The following is a 14,629-nucleotide window of genomic DNA, read 5'->3' as shown; positions in this document are numbered from 1 at the left end:
ACAGCAAGCATTCAAAACCCGCTTAATTGCGGGTTTTTTTCGCTCTAATGTGCCGGAGAGGCAGAAACCAGCCAGAATGCCAGAGCGGTCATCGCAAATGATCCCAGTAGATTAACCAGCACATTCACCATAGCCCAGCCAAAGCGTCCTTCCTGAAGTAAAAATACGACCTCTGCCGAGAAGGTGGAGAACGTTGTCAGCCCGCCGCAAAAGCCGGTAGTAATCAGAACCTTCCACATTGGATCGATGTTTGTCATACGATTAAACCACGCCAGACCCATACCAATGATAAACGCGCCAAGTAAGTTTGCCGCCAGTGTACCGAATGGAATAGCCTGATGCAGTGGGTTGAAGCGCATGCTCAACATCCATCTTGCTACGCTACCTGTACCACCACCGATAAAAACCGCTAAAAGAAGTTGTAACACAGCTAAATCCTGCTATTTGATTGTATATAGGGTGAGTGTAACGCTGAATAATCGTTGTTGGCGAGCCTGACAAACTTTTCTGGAGGGAATATGTTCGTTGCAGCAGGGCAGTTTGCCGTGGGACCTTCGTGGGAAAAGAATGCAGAAACCTGCGCCTTATTGATGTCCCAGGCCGCAGGAGAGGGAGTATCGTTGTTGGTATTACCGGAGGCGTTGCTGGCCCGTAACGATATTGACCCTGACCTGTCAGTAAAGTCAGCACAATTGCTGGAGGGTGGGTTCCTAACGCGTTTACTCCAGGAAAGCGCGCAAAATGAGATGACGACAATCCTGACGATTCATGTTCCTTCTGTGCCAGGCCGGGCATTTAACATGTTGGTGGCGTTACGAGGAGGCCGGGTGGTTGCCCATTATGCAAAATTGCATCTTTACGACGCGTTCGCGATTCAGGAGTCGCGGAATGTCGATGCCGGAGACGCCATAGCGCCGCTGCTGGACGTAGACGGATTAAAGGTAGGGTTGATGACCTGCTATGACCTGCGTTTCCCTGAGCTGGCGTTAGCGCACGCTCTGCAGGGGGCAGACATCCTCGCTTTACCTGCCGCCTGGGTGCGGGGAGCACTAAAAGAGCATCACTGGGCAACATTGTTGGCGGCAAGAGCCCTGGATGCCACTTGCTATGTTATTGCGGCTGGAGAATGTGGTAATAAGAACATTGGTCAAAGCCGGGTCATCGACCCCTTTGGCGTGACCATTGCCGCAGCGGCAGAAACGCCGGCGCTGATTATGGCCGAGGTTTCAGCAGAGCGGGTGAAGCAGGTCAGGACCCAACTTCCGGTATTAAGTAACCGACGCTTTGCGCCACCGCAATTATTATGACGTTTTTTTAAACAAGGCTTGATTCACCTTGTTACAGATTGCTATTGTGTGCGCGCGTCGAAAGGCCGTTAATATTCTCAGGTTAATATGGCGCTTTATGCAGCCTGGTTTAAGTTAAGAAGGTATCTATGGGTGAGATTAGTATTACCAAACTGCTGGTGGTTGCCGCACTGGTCGTTCTGCTGTTTGGTACCAAGAAGTTACGTACACTGGGTGGAGACCTGGGAACGGCAATTAAGGGCTTTAAGAAAGCGATGAACGACGATAATGCCGATGCCAGAAAAGAGGCTGATGGTAGCGTTCAGGCGGAAAAGCTCTCTCATAAAGAGTAATGTCAGGAGCATGATGCTCTTACTGTGTGCTCTGTATGAAAAAAACCGGCAATTTGCCGGTTTTTTTATTGCTGAAATGTAAGTGAGTATTACACGATTACTTCACTTCCAGCCCTTTGGCCTGCATGTCAGCGTGGTATGAAGAACGAACGAATGGGCCGCAGGCTGCATGGGTAAAGCCCATCGCCATGGCTTCGGCTTTCATCTCGTCGAACTCATCCGGGCTGACGTAGCGTTGCACTGGCAGGTGATGGCGGCTCGGCTGTAAATACTGCCCCAGCGTCAGCATGGTCACGCCATGGCTGCGCAGATCGCGCATGACTTCAATGATTTCGGCATTGGTTTCACCCAGACCTACCATCAGACCCGATTTAGTCGGGATCTCCGGGTGCGCTTCTTTGAAACGCGCCAGAAGCTTCAGCGACCAGTTGTAGTCAGCTCCCGGACGTACGTTACGGTAAATACGCGGTACGTTTTCGAGGTTGTGGTTAAATACGTCCGGCGGTGTGGCCGTGAGAATATCCAGCGCGCGATCCATACGACCACGGAAGTCAGGCACCAGAGTTTCGATCTTAATCGACGGACTTTTCTCGCGAATAGCAGTGATACAGTCAGCAAAGTGCTGAGCACCGCCGTCACGTAGATCGTCACGGTCAACGGAGGTAATGACGACATAGCGCAGCGCCATGTCCGCAATGGTCTGAGCCAGTTTCAACGGCTCGTTGGCATCAGGCGCAACCGGACGGCCATGGGCAACGTCACAGAATGGGCAACGGCGAGTACAGATTGCGCCGAGGATCATAAAGGTTGCGGTTCCGTGATTGAAACATTCAGCCAGGTTAGGGCAGGAAGCTTCTTCGCAGACAGAGTGCAGGCCGTTTTTGCGCATTGCCGCTTTGATGCCCTGGATGCGAGTGGAGTCCGCTGGCAGTTTTATTTTCATCCATTCCGGTTTACGCAGCAGGGCTTCACGCTCTGTTGCCACATTTTTAACCGGGATAAGAGCCATCTTATCGGCATCGCGGTATTTAACACCGCGTTCCATCACAATGGGTTTACTCATAGCTTGCGTGTTCCAGTTGCGAATTACGAAGGAAAGCGTTTCAATTCAAGGGAATGTTGCATTTATCAACTAATTTTGAATTAGTGATACGCAGTATATCATTGAAACGGGCCAGAAAGCAGCCTGACAGGCTGGCAAAATGTAAAATAGTTGTTGTTTTGTGCCATTTGCCACAACATATGCCGTGGCAAAGTATGACCGCATTTTTAGTCCGCAACGTATTCGTGCGGTGGGTTACCCAACAGCGCCAGAATGTTGGCCAGCAGGCGTGGGCGAATGCTCTCAGTGGTGGCCGCGCTATCCCATTGCGATACTTTTGCCATTTCCATTCCGGCATAACCACAAGGATTGATACGCAGGAAAGGCGACAGGTCCATATCCACGTTGAGCGCTAAGCCGTGAAATGAACATCCCTTACGAATACGTAACCCTAATGAGCAGATTTTCTTCTCACCGACATAAACGCCAGGCGCGTCGGCTCGCGGGTGGGCGTCGATGCCAATTTCCGCAAGGGTATTGACGACAGTTTGCTCCAGCAGCGTAACCAGCTCGCGAACACCCAGTTTGCGGCGTTTCAGGTTCAACAGCACATACATGACCTGTTGGCCCGGTCCGTGGTAGGTCACCTGACCACCACGATCGCTCTGAATCACCGGAATATCTCCCGGCATCAGTACGTGCTCGGCTTTACCTGCCTGACCCTGAGTAAAGACAGGATAATGCTCTACCAGCCAGATTTCATCATGACTGTTTTCATCGCGGGTATCGGTAAATTCGTGCATGGCCAGAGAGACTGGCTCGTAAGGTTGAAGACCGAGCTGGCGGACCAGAATTTTATCCTGATACAAAACGGCATCTCCGTAGATACTCACACAGAGTAGAGAATGTTAAAGAGGGGAAAAGTATATCACAGGAGGAAGAGGTTACCCGAGCGGGGATGCAGCGGGTAACCGACAGGTTTTACAGCACCATGCGTACGATATCGATATTACCTAATTCTTCGTACAGCGTTTCAACCTGCTCAATGTGTGTAGCAGTGATGGTGATAGAGACCGAGTGGTAGTTGCCTTTGCTGCTCGGTTTTACCGTCGGAGAGTAATCACCTGGCGCATGGCGCTGTACCACTTCAACCACCTGATCAACCAGCTCAGGCAACGCCTGCCCCATTACTTTGTAAGTAAATGGAGTAGGGAATTCAAGCAGTTCGTTAAGTTTGGTTTTCATGTCAGCTCCGGCGTTACATCAAAAAATAATAACTCCCACAGCGCGTGGGAGTTATCTGGATACCTAGTATATGGGGACGTAAATCACACTTTCAAGTGTTCGATTTTTAGCCAAACCAGTGGTGGAACATTAATTTAATGTAATCAATGATTTTCCCAAAGAAGTTGCCTTCCGGGATTTCCGGCAGCACGACCAGTGGGCGCTGCTCGATGGTTTTGCCATCAAGCTGGAAGTTGATAGTACCGACAACCTGGTTTTTCTGCAGCGGCGCGTGCAGTTCAGTGGTGTTCAGCACATAACTTGCTTTCAGATCTTTCATACGGCCGCGAGGAATGGTCAGGTAGACATCCTTATCGACACCTAACGATGCGCGATCGGTGTTACCAAACCAGGCGGGTTCTGAGGCAAATTCTTTACCCACTTTCAGCGGGTTGACGGTTTCGAAGAAACGGAAGCCCCAGGTCAGCAGTTTTTTGCTTTCGGTTTCGCGACCTTTATAGGTGCGACCACCCATTACGGCGGAGATCAGACGCATCTGGCCTTCGGTTGCGGATGCAACAAGGTTATAGCCAGCTTTATCGGTGTGACCGGTTTTGATACCGTCGACATTCAGGCTGTTATCCCACAGCAGACCGTTACGGTTTAACTGACGAATGCCGTTAAAGGTGAACTCTTTTTCTTTATAGATAGAGTATTCATTAGGCACATCGCGAATCAGCGCCTGACCAATCATCGCCATATCGCGGGCTGAACTGTACTGACCGTCAGCATCAAGACCATGAACGGTCTGGAAGTGGGTGTTTTTCAGACCCAGCGCGTTCACATAGCTGTTCATCAGGCCGACGAAAGCGTCCTGGCTACCGGCAGCGAAGTCAGCCATCGCCACACATGCGTCGTTCCCGGACTGCAGGTTAATACCACGGATCAACTGAGAGACAGGAACCTGCATGCCTGGCTTGAGGAACATCAGCGATGAACCTTTAAAGACCGGGTTACCCGTAGCCCATGCGTCATTGCCGACGGTGACCAGATCGGTTTCTTTGAACTTCCCGGCTTTCATCGCCTGGCCGATGACGTAGCTGGTCATCATTTTGGTCAGGCTGGCGGGGTCGCGGCGAGTGTCAGCATTCTGTTCTGCCAGAACTTTACCTGAATTGTAATCAATCAGGATATACGACTCCGCATCGATCTGCGGAACGCCGGGGATCATGGTTTTAATATTCAGGTCATCGGCATGGGCAGCAGAGAGAGTAGCTGCGCAGAGAGCCGCGGTGAGCGCCATACGCTGCACGAAACGAGCGGAAAAAGTGGTCTTCATGGTCTGAACTACGACGTCCGTGATGAAATTAAAAAAAGTGCCCTACTATAGCAAATGCATAACGGGCAGGCATCTGACTTTCCGCGTGACTTTGTTAATGTCATTTACGGAAATTGACAATTCAGATACCCGGTTTACGTTATTACATGCCGGTGATGAAGGACTGTAATTGTGCCTCGGATTGAAGACGCTGCTGCAATGAGGAGGCTTCAGTTTTGCTGGCGAATGGCCCCATCTGAATACGCCATACCGCGCCGTTTTGCACTACCCGTCCTGGGACGCCAAACTGCTGACTTAAGCGCTTTTGATACTGCTGAGCTCGGGTTTGATCGCTAACGGCACCGACCTGAACGACATAGCGTCCGTTGGTCGCAGCGGCTGGCGCGGCAACGGTCGCTGGCGCGGTTACCGGGGCAGTTGATGCCGCGGGAGTGGTGGTTACAGGCTGTGGCGCAGGCGTGGGTTCACTGCCTTCAAGCACACCAGCTGCAAGCGTTGTCGGCGCGCCGAGGAAACCACTGCTGTTGACTGGCGCACCGCTGGCATCCTCGCTTTTCAGCGTGGAATTGCTGATAGGACGGATGTCATTTTGCGGCTGGCCCGCATCCGGTGCGGAAGACATAGTGCCACCACCGCTTAAATCAGGGCGAGCGGGCAGGGCATAGGTTTGTTTCGCCACGGTCGTACAGGCCATACCCGGTCCGGATAATGAACCATCCTGAGCGACGATGATCGGGTCGATACGCACTTTGGTGTTGTTAGACGTGTTCAGTCGATCGGCGGCGGCACGTGAAAGTGAAATTACACGATCGTTGCCATAAGGGCCGCGATCGTTAATGCGCACGACGATCATCCTGCCGTTTGCCAGGTTGGTGATTCTGGCATAGCTTGGGATCGGCAGCGTCGGGTGCGCAGCGGTCAACTGCATTGGGTCAAACGCTTCACCAGACGCGGTTAAATTGCTTCCAGGCTCCGCATCATAAATAGCGGCAAGCCCGGCCTGGCTAAAGCGGGAGGGATCCTGGACTATTTTGTAGCTCTTACCATCACGCTGGTAGTCCTGATTCGCCGTTGGGTTCAGGGGTTCAAAGCGCGGATCGGCCCCGCTGATTTCAACAATCGGACCATTACACACCGCAGGCTGCGGCGCGACAGCAACCTGTTGCTGACCATCATCATTCGAACACGCCGCGAGCATTCCTGCTGCGATGCAGATACCAAGCCACTGCTTACGCATTGCGTACCCCTTACACGCTTTTCGACAACATTTTTCTATGGGTGTGGATCGACATAACAATCCCGAACCCGGCCATCAGCACGATCAGTGCCGAGCCTCCGTAACTGACCAATGGGAGTGGAACCCCAACCACAGGGAGAATACCGCTCACCATACCAATATTTACGAAGACATAAACGAATAATATCAACATTAAACCACCCGCCATGACGCGGCCAAAGGTGGTTTGTGCGCGAGCCGCGATCCACAACCCGCGCATAATCAGCAAAATGTACAGCGTCAGCAAAATCAAGATTCCCACCAGACCCAGCTCTTCCGCTAAGACGGCGAAGATAAAGTCAGTGTGGCGTTCGGGTAAAAACTCAAGCTGCGACTGCGTACCGTGCAGCCAGCCTTTACCGCGTAATCCGCCGGAACCAATAGCAATTTTAGACTGAATAATGTGATAGCCCGCGCCCAGCGGATCAGTTTCAGGGTCGAGTAACATCATGACGCGCTGACGCTGGTAGTCATGCATCAGGAAGAACCACAGTATCGGAATAAACGCGGCGACCAAAACGACTGCCACACCGATTAAGCGCCAGCTCAAACCAGAAAGGAACAGGACAAACAGGCCAGAAAGGGCAACCAGAATTGAGGTGCCGAGGTCAGGCTGAGCGGCAACCAGCAGCGTGGGCATAAAAATCAGCACCAGCGCAATCGCGGTATTTTTTAGCGATGGCGGGCAGACGTCGCGGTTGATGAAGCGTGCGACCATCAGCGGCACGGCAATCTTGGCGATTTCAGAAGGTTGAAAGCGCACGATCCCCAAATCCAGCCAGCGCTGGGCGCCTTTGGAAATAGCGCCGAAGGCGTCAACCGCCACCAACAGAATGATGCAGAAGATATAGAGATAGGGCGCCCAACCTTCATAAACCCTGGGCGGAATTTGCGCCATCACCACCATGATGACCAGGCCCATCGCGATCTGGCCGACCTTACGCTCCATCATGCCAATATCCTGGCCGCTGGCGCTCCAGATGACCAGCGAGCTGTAGACCAGCAGAGCCAGCAAAATAAGCAACATTGTGGGATCGATGTGGATTTTGTCCCAAAATGTTTTTTTGTTCGGATTATCCGTCACGATTATTGGTCCTCAGCTGCTGCAACCGCTGGGTTTTCCGCAGGCAGATTGGTGTTGTTGTCGCCCAACATAATGTGGTCAAGGATCTGGCGCATAATCGTCCCTACAGCCGGACCCGCACCGCCGTTTTCAAGGATCATGGCGACAGCGACCTGGGGGTTATCGTAAGGTGCGAAGGCCGTCATTAACTTGTGGTCACGTAAACGTTCGGCGATTTTATGCGCGTTATAGGTTTCATTAGCTTTCAGGCCAAAGACCTGTGCGGTACCGGATTTCGCCGCAATTTTGTATGGCGCGCCAGCGAAATATTTATGTGCAGTCCCGTTAGGGCGGTTAGCGACGCCGTACATACCGTCTTTGGCGATTTCCCAGTAACCGGAATGAATATCGCCAACGGGCGGTTCGTGCGGCTGCACCCATGGGACTTGCTTGCCGTTTTCTGCCGTGCTCATCAGTAGATGCGGGACTTTTACCAAACCGTCGTTGATAAGGATCATCAGCGCTTTACTCATCTGGATAGGGGTTGCCGTCCAGTAACCCTGACCGATGCCGACCGGAATGGTATCACCCTGGTACCATGGCTTTTTAAACCGTTTTTGCTTCCATTCTCGGGTTGGCATGTTTCCGGAACGTTCTTCGGCAAGATCGATGCCCGTATATTGACCGTAGCCAAACTTGCTCATCCACTCGGAAAGCCGGTCTATCCCCATATCATAGGCGATTTGATAGAAAAACGTATCCGCGGACTCTTCCAGAGAGCGGGTGATGTTCAGGTGGCCGTGACCCCACTTTTTCCAGTCGCGGTAACGTTTCTCTGAGCCGGGTAACTGCCACCAGCCCGGATCGAACAGACCGGTATTGCGAGTGATGACGCCTGCGCTTAACGCAGAAACCGCAACGTAAGGCTTAACCGTCGACGCTGGAGGATAAACGCCTTGCGTGGCGCGGTTAACCAATGGGGTATTCGGGTCATTGAGCAACCCGGAGTAATCTTTACTGGAGATGCCATCCACAAACAGGTTGGGGTCGTAGCTTGGCATGGAGACCAGCGCCAGAACGCCACCGGTACGCGGGTCGGTGACCACCACGGCGGCGCGGCTCCCCGCCAACAGCGTTTCAATATACTGCTGGAGCTTCAAATCCAGCGTGAGATAAATATCATGCCCGGCCTGCGGCGCGACCTCTTTAAGCTGACGAATGACACGACCGCGGTTGTTGACTTCAACTTCTTCATAGCCGGTCTGTCCATGCAGCACGTCTTCATAATAGCGTTCAATACCGAGCTTACCGATATCGTGCGTCGCCGCGTAGTTAGCCAGTTTGCCGTCTTTGTCCAGGCGGTCCACGTCTTTATCGTTGATCTTCGATACGTAGCCAATCACGTGGGTCAGGGCGGAACCGTAAGGGTAGTAGCGGCGTTTATAGCCTTTGACTTCAACGCCAGGAAAGCGATATTGATTAACGGCAAACCGTGCGACCTGAACTTCCGTCAGGTTGGTTTTTACCGGAATAGAGGTGAAGCGGTGTGAACGGGCGCGCTCTTTTTTAAACGCGGCAATATCGTCGTCCGTCAGATCTACGACGTTGCGCAGCGCGTCGAGCGTATCCTGAATGTTGTCTACCTTCTCCGGCATCATTTCAATCTGATAAATGGTGCGGTTAAGGGCAAGCGGAATTCCGTTGCGGTCATAAATAATGCCGCGACTGGGAGGAATAGGTACCAGTTTAATGCGGTTCTCGTTCGAACGTGTCTGATAATCAGTAAAACGAACGATTTGCAGATTATACAGGTTGGCGATCAGCACGCCGGTCAGCAGCAAAATCCCCAAAAAAGCGACCAGCGCCCGGCGCACAAACAGCGCGGACTCAGCCGAATAGTCGCGAAAAGAATTCTGTAGTTTCATCCGCTGCTTAATCTACTCAAGAATCAATGATCACTCACGGTGATAAGGATGGTTGGTGGTAATGCTCCACGCCCTGTACAGACTCTCCGCTACCAGAACCCGAACAAGAGGGTGAGGAAGGGTTAACGCAGAGAGTGACCAGCTTTGTTCCGCCGCTGCTTTACAAGCGGGAGACAGACCTTCCGGCCCGCCGATCAGCAGACTGACGTCGCGGCCGTCCAGTTTCCAGCGCTCCAGTTCGGTCGCCAGCTGCGGCGTGTCCCAGGGTTTGCCCGGAATATCAAGGGTGACGATGCGGTTCTTGCCTGCGGCGGCCAGCATCTGCTCACCCTCTTTATCGAGAATGCGTTTAATGTCCGCGTTCTTGCCGCGTTTTCCTGCCGGGATTTCGATCAGCTCAAAGGGCATATCTTTCGGAAACCGACGCAGATACTCGGTAAATCCGGTTTGTACCCAGTCAGGCATTTTCGTACCCACAGCGACAAGTTGCAGCTTCACGCATTAACTCCAGAGTTTTTCCAGTTCATACAGGCGACGGCTTTCTTCCTGCATCACGTGGACAATCACATCGCCGAGGTCAACGACGATCCAGTCAGCGACGTTCTCGCCCTCCACGCCGAGCGGCAGCAGGCCGGCAGTGCGGGACTCCTGAACAACGTGATCTGCGATGGACATAACGTGACGGCTGGACGTGCCAGTGCAGATAATCATGCAATCAGTGATGCTGGATTTGCCCTGAACGTCTAAGGCGATGATGTCTTGACCTTTCAGGTCATCAATTTTGTCGATTACAAAATCCTGGAGTGCTTTACCCTGCAAGTGTTCCCCCTGGGTGAAAAGAGTTAAAAACGTCTGTTAGTATACCTGAACCAGAGGCGATATCGGGACAAATGTCTCCGAAAGCGCTTTTGAAGTGCGCTATCATCCCACCCCACGCCACAGAATGCATCGCCATTTTTGTAAAACAATTTCTGCAAAGCTCTGAAAGGCGGGAAAAGTCAGGTTGCGGAGGATAACAGCCTGTCAGGGGGTGTCAATGGGAGAGAGGGCCTTCGGCAGAAAAAACCGCGCATTCACTCCCCGTCATGCCATACGGCTCGGCTGTTAAGCACTTTCAGTACCGCGAAATCGTCACATAAATCTATCGCGCTCCAGCAGCCTTGTTCGACGCGGAAATGCCACATTGCCGCAGCCGGCATGGACAGCAGGCGCGCAATCAAAACGCTCAGCACGCCCTGATGACTCACCACCAGCAGATTTTGACTCGCTTTATAATCGGCAAGCTGGGCAATGAAGCGTTCAACCCGCTGAGAAAATGCCTGAAAGCCTTCGCCATTTGTTGGCGTTGCGTTCTGCCAGTCGTTACACCATAAGGCGTAATTTTCAGCGTCTTCACGTGCTAAATCGCGATGGTGGCGCATTTCCCAGTCACCAAAAAACATCTCATTCAGCTCAGGCATAATACGTACCGGGAGGTCGCGATCGCCTAAGATCAACCGGGTTGTATGGCGGGCGCGTTCGAGTTCGCTGCAAAGCACGTTGTCAACGGGAAGATTATGTAACAACTTGCCCACTGTTTGCGCCTGTGCGATCCCTCGCTCCGTTAGCGCAGTGGGAGCGTGGCCGCTGTATAATCCGGCGACATTGGCGTCGGTTTCGCCATGCCGTACTAACCAGAGTCTCATGTTTTCCTCGTGAAGCTATTCGCACAAAATATGATGTTTGCCCTGATTGCGCAGAGTTTTTTCACTAAAATACCCTTTTTTACATGGAGCGGCACGATGTCTTTATTGAAGAGCGCGCATGGTGGTAATACCCGAGAAGCCGCCGAATTGTTGGGTATCTCGCCTGAACAATTGCTGGATTTTAGCGCGAATATTAACCCGCTGGGTATGCCAGCAAGTTTAAAACGCGCGATTATCGACAATCTGGACAGCGCGGAGCGTTACCCGGATGTCGATTACGATCAACTGCATACGGCACTGGCGGATCATCATCAGATTCCGGCCTCGTGGATCCTGGCCGGAAACGGTGAGACCGAGTCTATTTTTACCCTGGTGCATGGCCTCAAGCCAGGCCATGCGATGATCGTCACGCCCGGGTTTGCGGAATATCGTCGGGCGTTGCAATGGGGGGGGTGTACGATTCATGAATTTGCGCTGCGTGAAGAGGATGGTTGGCAGCTTACCGAGGCCATCCTCGATGCGTTAACCCCAGAACTGGACTGCCTGTTTCTCTGTACACCTAACAATCCCACCGGATTACTGCCCGATAACCACCTGCTACACGAGATTGCTACCCGTTGTGAGCTGCTTGGGATCACTCTGATCCTTGATGAAGCATTTATTGATTTTATTGCCGGTGAACCGGGGTTTATCCCGCTGCTGCACGGGAATCCACATATTTGGGTGCTGCGCTCGCTGACTAAATTCTATGCGATACCGGGATTGCGTCTGGGGTATCTGGTCAACAGTAACGAACACGCCGTTGCACAGATGCGTAGCCAACAAATGCCGTGGTCAATTAATGCGTTTGCTGCCCTTGCAGGCGAGATTATTTTACCCGATAGCGCCTATCAGCAGGCGACGTGGAAATGGCTGGAGCAAGAGGGGGCGCGGTTTGATCAACAGTTGCAAGCACTGTCCGGCCTGACGGTGTATCCCGGCCGGGCAAATTATCGTTTATTACGCTGCGATCGGGCGAATGTTGATTTGCAACGCGCCATGCTCGAACAATATGTTTTGATCCGCAGTTGCGCCAACTATCCAGGGCTGGATACGCGCTATTACCGGGTGGCAGTTCGCAGCATGGAAGAGAATAACCGACTGCTGGCGGCATTACGCAAGGCGCTTAGCGGTACAGCCCTTGTTGATTGATATAGTCAAGCACAGCGCCTGGCAGTAAGTCGTCGCACGGCTCGCCTTTTTCCAGGCGTTCGCGGATCAGCGTGGCGGAGATATTAAACCACGGCGTTTCGGCCAGGTAAATTTTCCCGCAGGGCAGGTTGTGCAGGTCTTCCGGCGAATGGGTCAGATGATCCTCCAGCCACTGCTGGTGCTTTTCCTGCGCCATTTCGAGTGGATAGCCCGGGCGTCGGCACACAATAAGATGCGTGTTACCCAAAATCGTGTGGTAGTCATGCCAGGACGGAAAGGTTAGCAGCGAGTCCTGACCAATAATAAACGCTAACGGCACGTCCGGACCTTGCTCTTCGCGCCACTCTTGTAGCGTTTGTGCGGTGTAGGAGGCGGTATCGCGTTTCAGTTCGCGTTCATCCAGAGAAAACAGCGGCTTATCAGCAATGGCCAGTTCAACCATACGCTTACGTTGTTCGCCGGATGCTTCGGGTTGCGCGCGATGTGGCGGCACGTTATTGGGCATGATGATGACCCGGGAAAGGCCAATCAGATTCGCCAGAATTTCAACCGGTTTAAGATGACCATAATGCACCGGATCAAAGGTGCCGCCGAACAGAGCCTGCAATGATTTCATATCAACCATCAATAAAAACATCGGCCAGCGATTTATGGCAGAGCAAAAGGGAAAGTCCCTCAAGTTCTGCCCACACTGACTGACCATAGTCTTGTTTAAGCGTAATTTCCGTACGTGTTAACAGCGTCACCGCCTGACGCAGCTGTGCCGGATTTAGCCGGTTAAGCGCATCTCCCATCATGCCACGGCGATTTTGCCACACACGATGTTTATCAAACAACGTGCGTAAGGGCGTATGGGCCGACTGCCGTTTCAGGTTGACCAGCAGCAGCAATTCGCGCTGTATCGTACGCAGTAAAATAACCGGCTCGCTGCCTTCAAGGCGTAACTGTTGCAGGATGTGCAGAGCGCGCTTGCTTTTGCCCATCAGCAACGCATCCACCCAGTGGAATGGCGTAAAGTGCGCAGCATCGTTAACGGCTTTCTCCACGCGAGGCAGCGTGAGTTTGCCATCAGGCCACAGTAATGCTAACCGCTCAAGTGCTTGCGCCAGAGCTAACAGGTTACCTTCATAGCAATAGCACAATAGCTGATTGGCTGCGTCATCCAGTTGCAGGTTGTTAAGTTTCGCTCTCGCGGCAACCCAGCGCGGTAGTTGTGCTTGCTCCGGTGTCTGGCAGCTAACCTGAACCGCGTTATTCGCCAGCCCGGTATACCATGCGCCGTTTTCCTGTGCCTTAGTCAGTTTGTTGCCGCGAACAATCAGCAGCAGATCGTCATGAAGCAGAGTGACCAGCGACGCGAGTTGTTCGTTAATGGCGGCATTGGGGCCATTTTCAGGCAACTGCAAAAGCAGCGTTTGACGACTGGCAAACAGGCTCATCGCCTGGCAGAGTGAAAATATTTCTCCCCAGTCGGTGCTGGTGTCCAGAGTAAAAGCGTGGTGTTCTTCGAATCCTTGCGTTGCGGCAGCCAGACGGATGGCATCCTGGCTTTCCTGCAATAAAAGGGGATCGTTGCCCAGTAGTAAATACGCCGCGCGCAGCCCTTCATTGAGCTGTGCGCGGAGTTGTTCAGGGTACAACTTGAGCATCAGTTACCCAGCGTGGTGGAAACACGTGCTGGAGATGACGCAGGCGCTGCGGCTGGCGTCGCTGCTGGCTCGGCATCCGCACTGGAGGACCGAGTGTCGGCCAGATGTACGCTTGGCAGCTTACGAATCAACTGTTCTGCCGCTTTGTCGTACATCTCTTTGATGATCATGTCCTGCTCGTTATCCTTCGCCAGCGCAGCCTGAGAGTTATCAAAGAACGAACGATAAACTTTGGTGCTGATGGGGTAGATATCGTGTCCTGGAATCAGCACGGTAGCACTTACGGACATCACCATCTGGTACTCAGCCGTTTGACCGTTCTGGAATACCGACGCGGTATCCTTTGAGATACTCACTGCTCCCAGTCGTAAGGACGTCACATCTTTACGCATTGAACCGTCTTCAAGCAGCGTAACGCCGTTCAGACGCAACTGATTACGAACCGCGCGGCTTAACGGGCCGTTCGGATCGCCAGAGTTCAGGATCATGGTTTTCATTGAGGGTGGAACCTGCGTAGTACTACGCAGATGCCAACCGCACCCGGCGGTGACCAGCACCGCCAGAGATAACAACAATGTTGTCAGAAGTCGCACGCT

At 52.7% G+C, this 14,629-nt stretch carries 17 protein-coding genes; 3 read left to right on the top strand and 14 right to left on the bottom strand.

Translation table 11 applies throughout. The annotated features are described in order from the left end of the window. Positions 1–44: 44 nt before the first annotated feature. Positions 45–428, bottom strand: coding sequence for a fluoride efflux transporter CrcB (crcB, locus tag FDX14_RS02485; RefSeq protein WP_003831281.1), 384 nt, complete (start codon positions 426–428; stop codon positions 45–47). Positions 429–518: 90 nt separating this feature from the next. Here crcB and FDX14_RS02480 point away from each other — a divergent pair, with 90 nt between their 5' ends. Next, positions 519–1,307, top strand: a complete 789-nt coding sequence (locus tag FDX14_RS02480) for a deaminated glutathione amidase (protein ID WP_137348941.1) — start codon at positions 519–521, stop codon at positions 1,305–1,307. Between the two features lie 128 nt (positions 1,308–1,435). Next, positions 1,436–1,639 (top strand): twin-arginine translocase subunit TatE, encoded by a 204-nt coding sequence (tatE, locus tag FDX14_RS02475; RefSeq protein WP_042309820.1) that lies wholly within the window; start codon positions 1,436–1,438, stop codon positions 1,637–1,639. Between the two features lie 97 nt (positions 1,640–1,736). Here tatE and lipA read toward each other — a convergent pair whose 3' ends face one another. From lipA to FDX14_RS02425, 10 genes are all read right to left on the bottom strand, one after another. Then, a complete protein-coding gene (lipA, locus tag FDX14_RS02470; RefSeq protein ID WP_042309819.1) occupies positions 1,737–2,702 on the bottom strand; it encodes a lipoyl synthase in 966 nt (321 codons plus the stop codon). A gap of 206 nt (positions 2,703–2,908) precedes the next feature. Next, complete coding sequence (gene lipB, locus FDX14_RS02465) at positions 2,909–3,550, bottom strand: lipoyl(octanoyl) transferase LipB (protein WP_042309816.1); 642 nt, start codon at positions 3,548–3,550, stop codon at positions 2,909–2,911. 112 nt (positions 3,551–3,662) lie between these two features. Beyond that, complete coding sequence (gene ybeD / locus FDX14_RS02460; RefSeq protein ID WP_003022706.1) at positions 3,663–3,926, bottom strand: DUF493 family protein YbeD; 264 nt, start codon at positions 3,924–3,926, stop codon at positions 3,663–3,665. Positions 3,927–4,032: 106 nt separating this feature from the next. Further along, positions 4,033–5,244 carry a D-alanyl-D-alanine carboxypeptidase DacA gene (gene dacA, locus FDX14_RS02455; RefSeq protein ID WP_137348940.1) on the bottom strand — a complete coding sequence of 404 codons (1,212 nt, stop codon included), beginning with the start codon at positions 5,242–5,244 and terminating at the stop codon, positions 4,033–4,035. Positions 5,245–5,386: 142 nt separating this feature from the next. Further along, positions 5,387–6,481 (bottom strand): endolytic peptidoglycan transglycosylase RlpA, encoded by a 1,095-nt coding sequence (gene rlpA, locus FDX14_RS02450; RefSeq protein ID WP_042309813.1) that lies wholly within the window; start codon positions 6,479–6,481, stop codon positions 5,387–5,389. A 10-nt stretch (positions 6,482–6,491) separates the two neighbouring features. Further along, positions 6,492–7,604 (bottom strand): peptidoglycan glycosyltransferase MrdB, encoded by a 1,113-nt coding sequence (mrdB, locus tag FDX14_RS02445; protein ID WP_006685529.1) that lies wholly within the window; start codon positions 7,602–7,604, stop codon positions 6,492–6,494. A 2-nt stretch (positions 7,605–7,606) separates the two neighbouring features. Continuing rightward, a complete protein-coding gene (mrdA, locus tag FDX14_RS02440; RefSeq protein ID WP_042309811.1) occupies positions 7,607–9,508 on the bottom strand; it encodes a peptidoglycan DD-transpeptidase MrdA in 1,902 nt (633 codons plus the stop codon). Positions 9,509–9,538: 30 nt separating this feature from the next. Further along, positions 9,539–10,006, bottom strand: a complete 468-nt coding sequence (rlmH, locus tag FDX14_RS02435; protein ID WP_003022725.1) for a 23S rRNA (pseudouridine(1915)-N(3))-methyltransferase RlmH — start codon at positions 10,004–10,006, stop codon at positions 9,539–9,541. A gap of 3 nt (positions 10,007–10,009) precedes the next feature. Continuing rightward, positions 10,010–10,327, bottom strand: coding sequence for a ribosome silencing factor (gene rsfS, locus FDX14_RS02430; protein ID WP_003022728.1), 318 nt, complete (start codon positions 10,325–10,327; stop codon positions 10,010–10,012). A gap of 254 nt (positions 10,328–10,581) precedes the next feature. Beyond that, complete coding sequence (locus FDX14_RS02425) at positions 10,582–11,193, bottom strand: adenosylcobalamin/alpha-ribazole phosphatase (RefSeq protein WP_042309809.1); 612 nt, start codon at positions 11,191–11,193, stop codon at positions 10,582–10,584. A 96-nt stretch (positions 11,194–11,289) separates the two neighbouring features. Here FDX14_RS02425 and cobD point away from each other — a divergent pair, with 96 nt between their 5' ends. Further along, complete coding sequence (cobD, locus tag FDX14_RS02420; protein ID WP_137348939.1) at positions 11,290–12,384, top strand: threonine-phosphate decarboxylase CobD; 1,095 nt, start codon at positions 11,290–11,292, stop codon at positions 12,382–12,384. On the opposite strand, the gene nadD is transcribed toward cobD, so the two are convergent. From nadD to lptE, 3 genes are read right to left on the bottom strand one after another with little or no spacing between them, the layout of a single operon-like run. Then, positions 12,359–13,000 carry a nicotinate-nucleotide adenylyltransferase gene (nadD, locus tag FDX14_RS02415; RefSeq protein ID WP_094301021.1) on the bottom strand — a complete coding sequence of 214 codons (642 nt, stop codon included), beginning with the start codon at positions 12,998–13,000 and terminating at the stop codon, positions 12,359–12,361. The genes cobD and nadD overlap by 26 nt on opposite strands. A gap of 1 nt (position 13,001) precedes the next feature. Next, entirely contained in the window at positions 13,002–14,033 is a 1,032-nt protein-coding gene (gene holA, locus FDX14_RS02410) for a DNA polymerase III subunit delta (RefSeq protein WP_038638754.1), read from the bottom strand. Beyond that, positions 14,033–14,626 carry an LPS assembly lipoprotein LptE gene (gene lptE, locus FDX14_RS02405; RefSeq protein WP_042309805.1) on the bottom strand — a complete coding sequence of 198 codons (594 nt, stop codon included), beginning with the start codon at positions 14,624–14,626 and terminating at the stop codon, positions 14,033–14,035. Before lptE ends, holA begins: the two co-directional genes overlap by 1 nt. Positions 14,627–14,629: the final 3 nt, after the last annotated feature.

It is taken from the genome of Citrobacter sp. wls710, from assembly GCF_005281115.1.
In the GTDB taxonomy this organism is placed as follows: domain Bacteria; phylum Pseudomonadota; class Gammaproteobacteria; order Enterobacterales; family Enterobacteriaceae; genus Citrobacter; species Citrobacter werkmanii.
The sequence above is the reverse complement of the archived record's forward strand: the minus strand, read 5'-3'. Positions and strand labels throughout refer to the sequence as shown.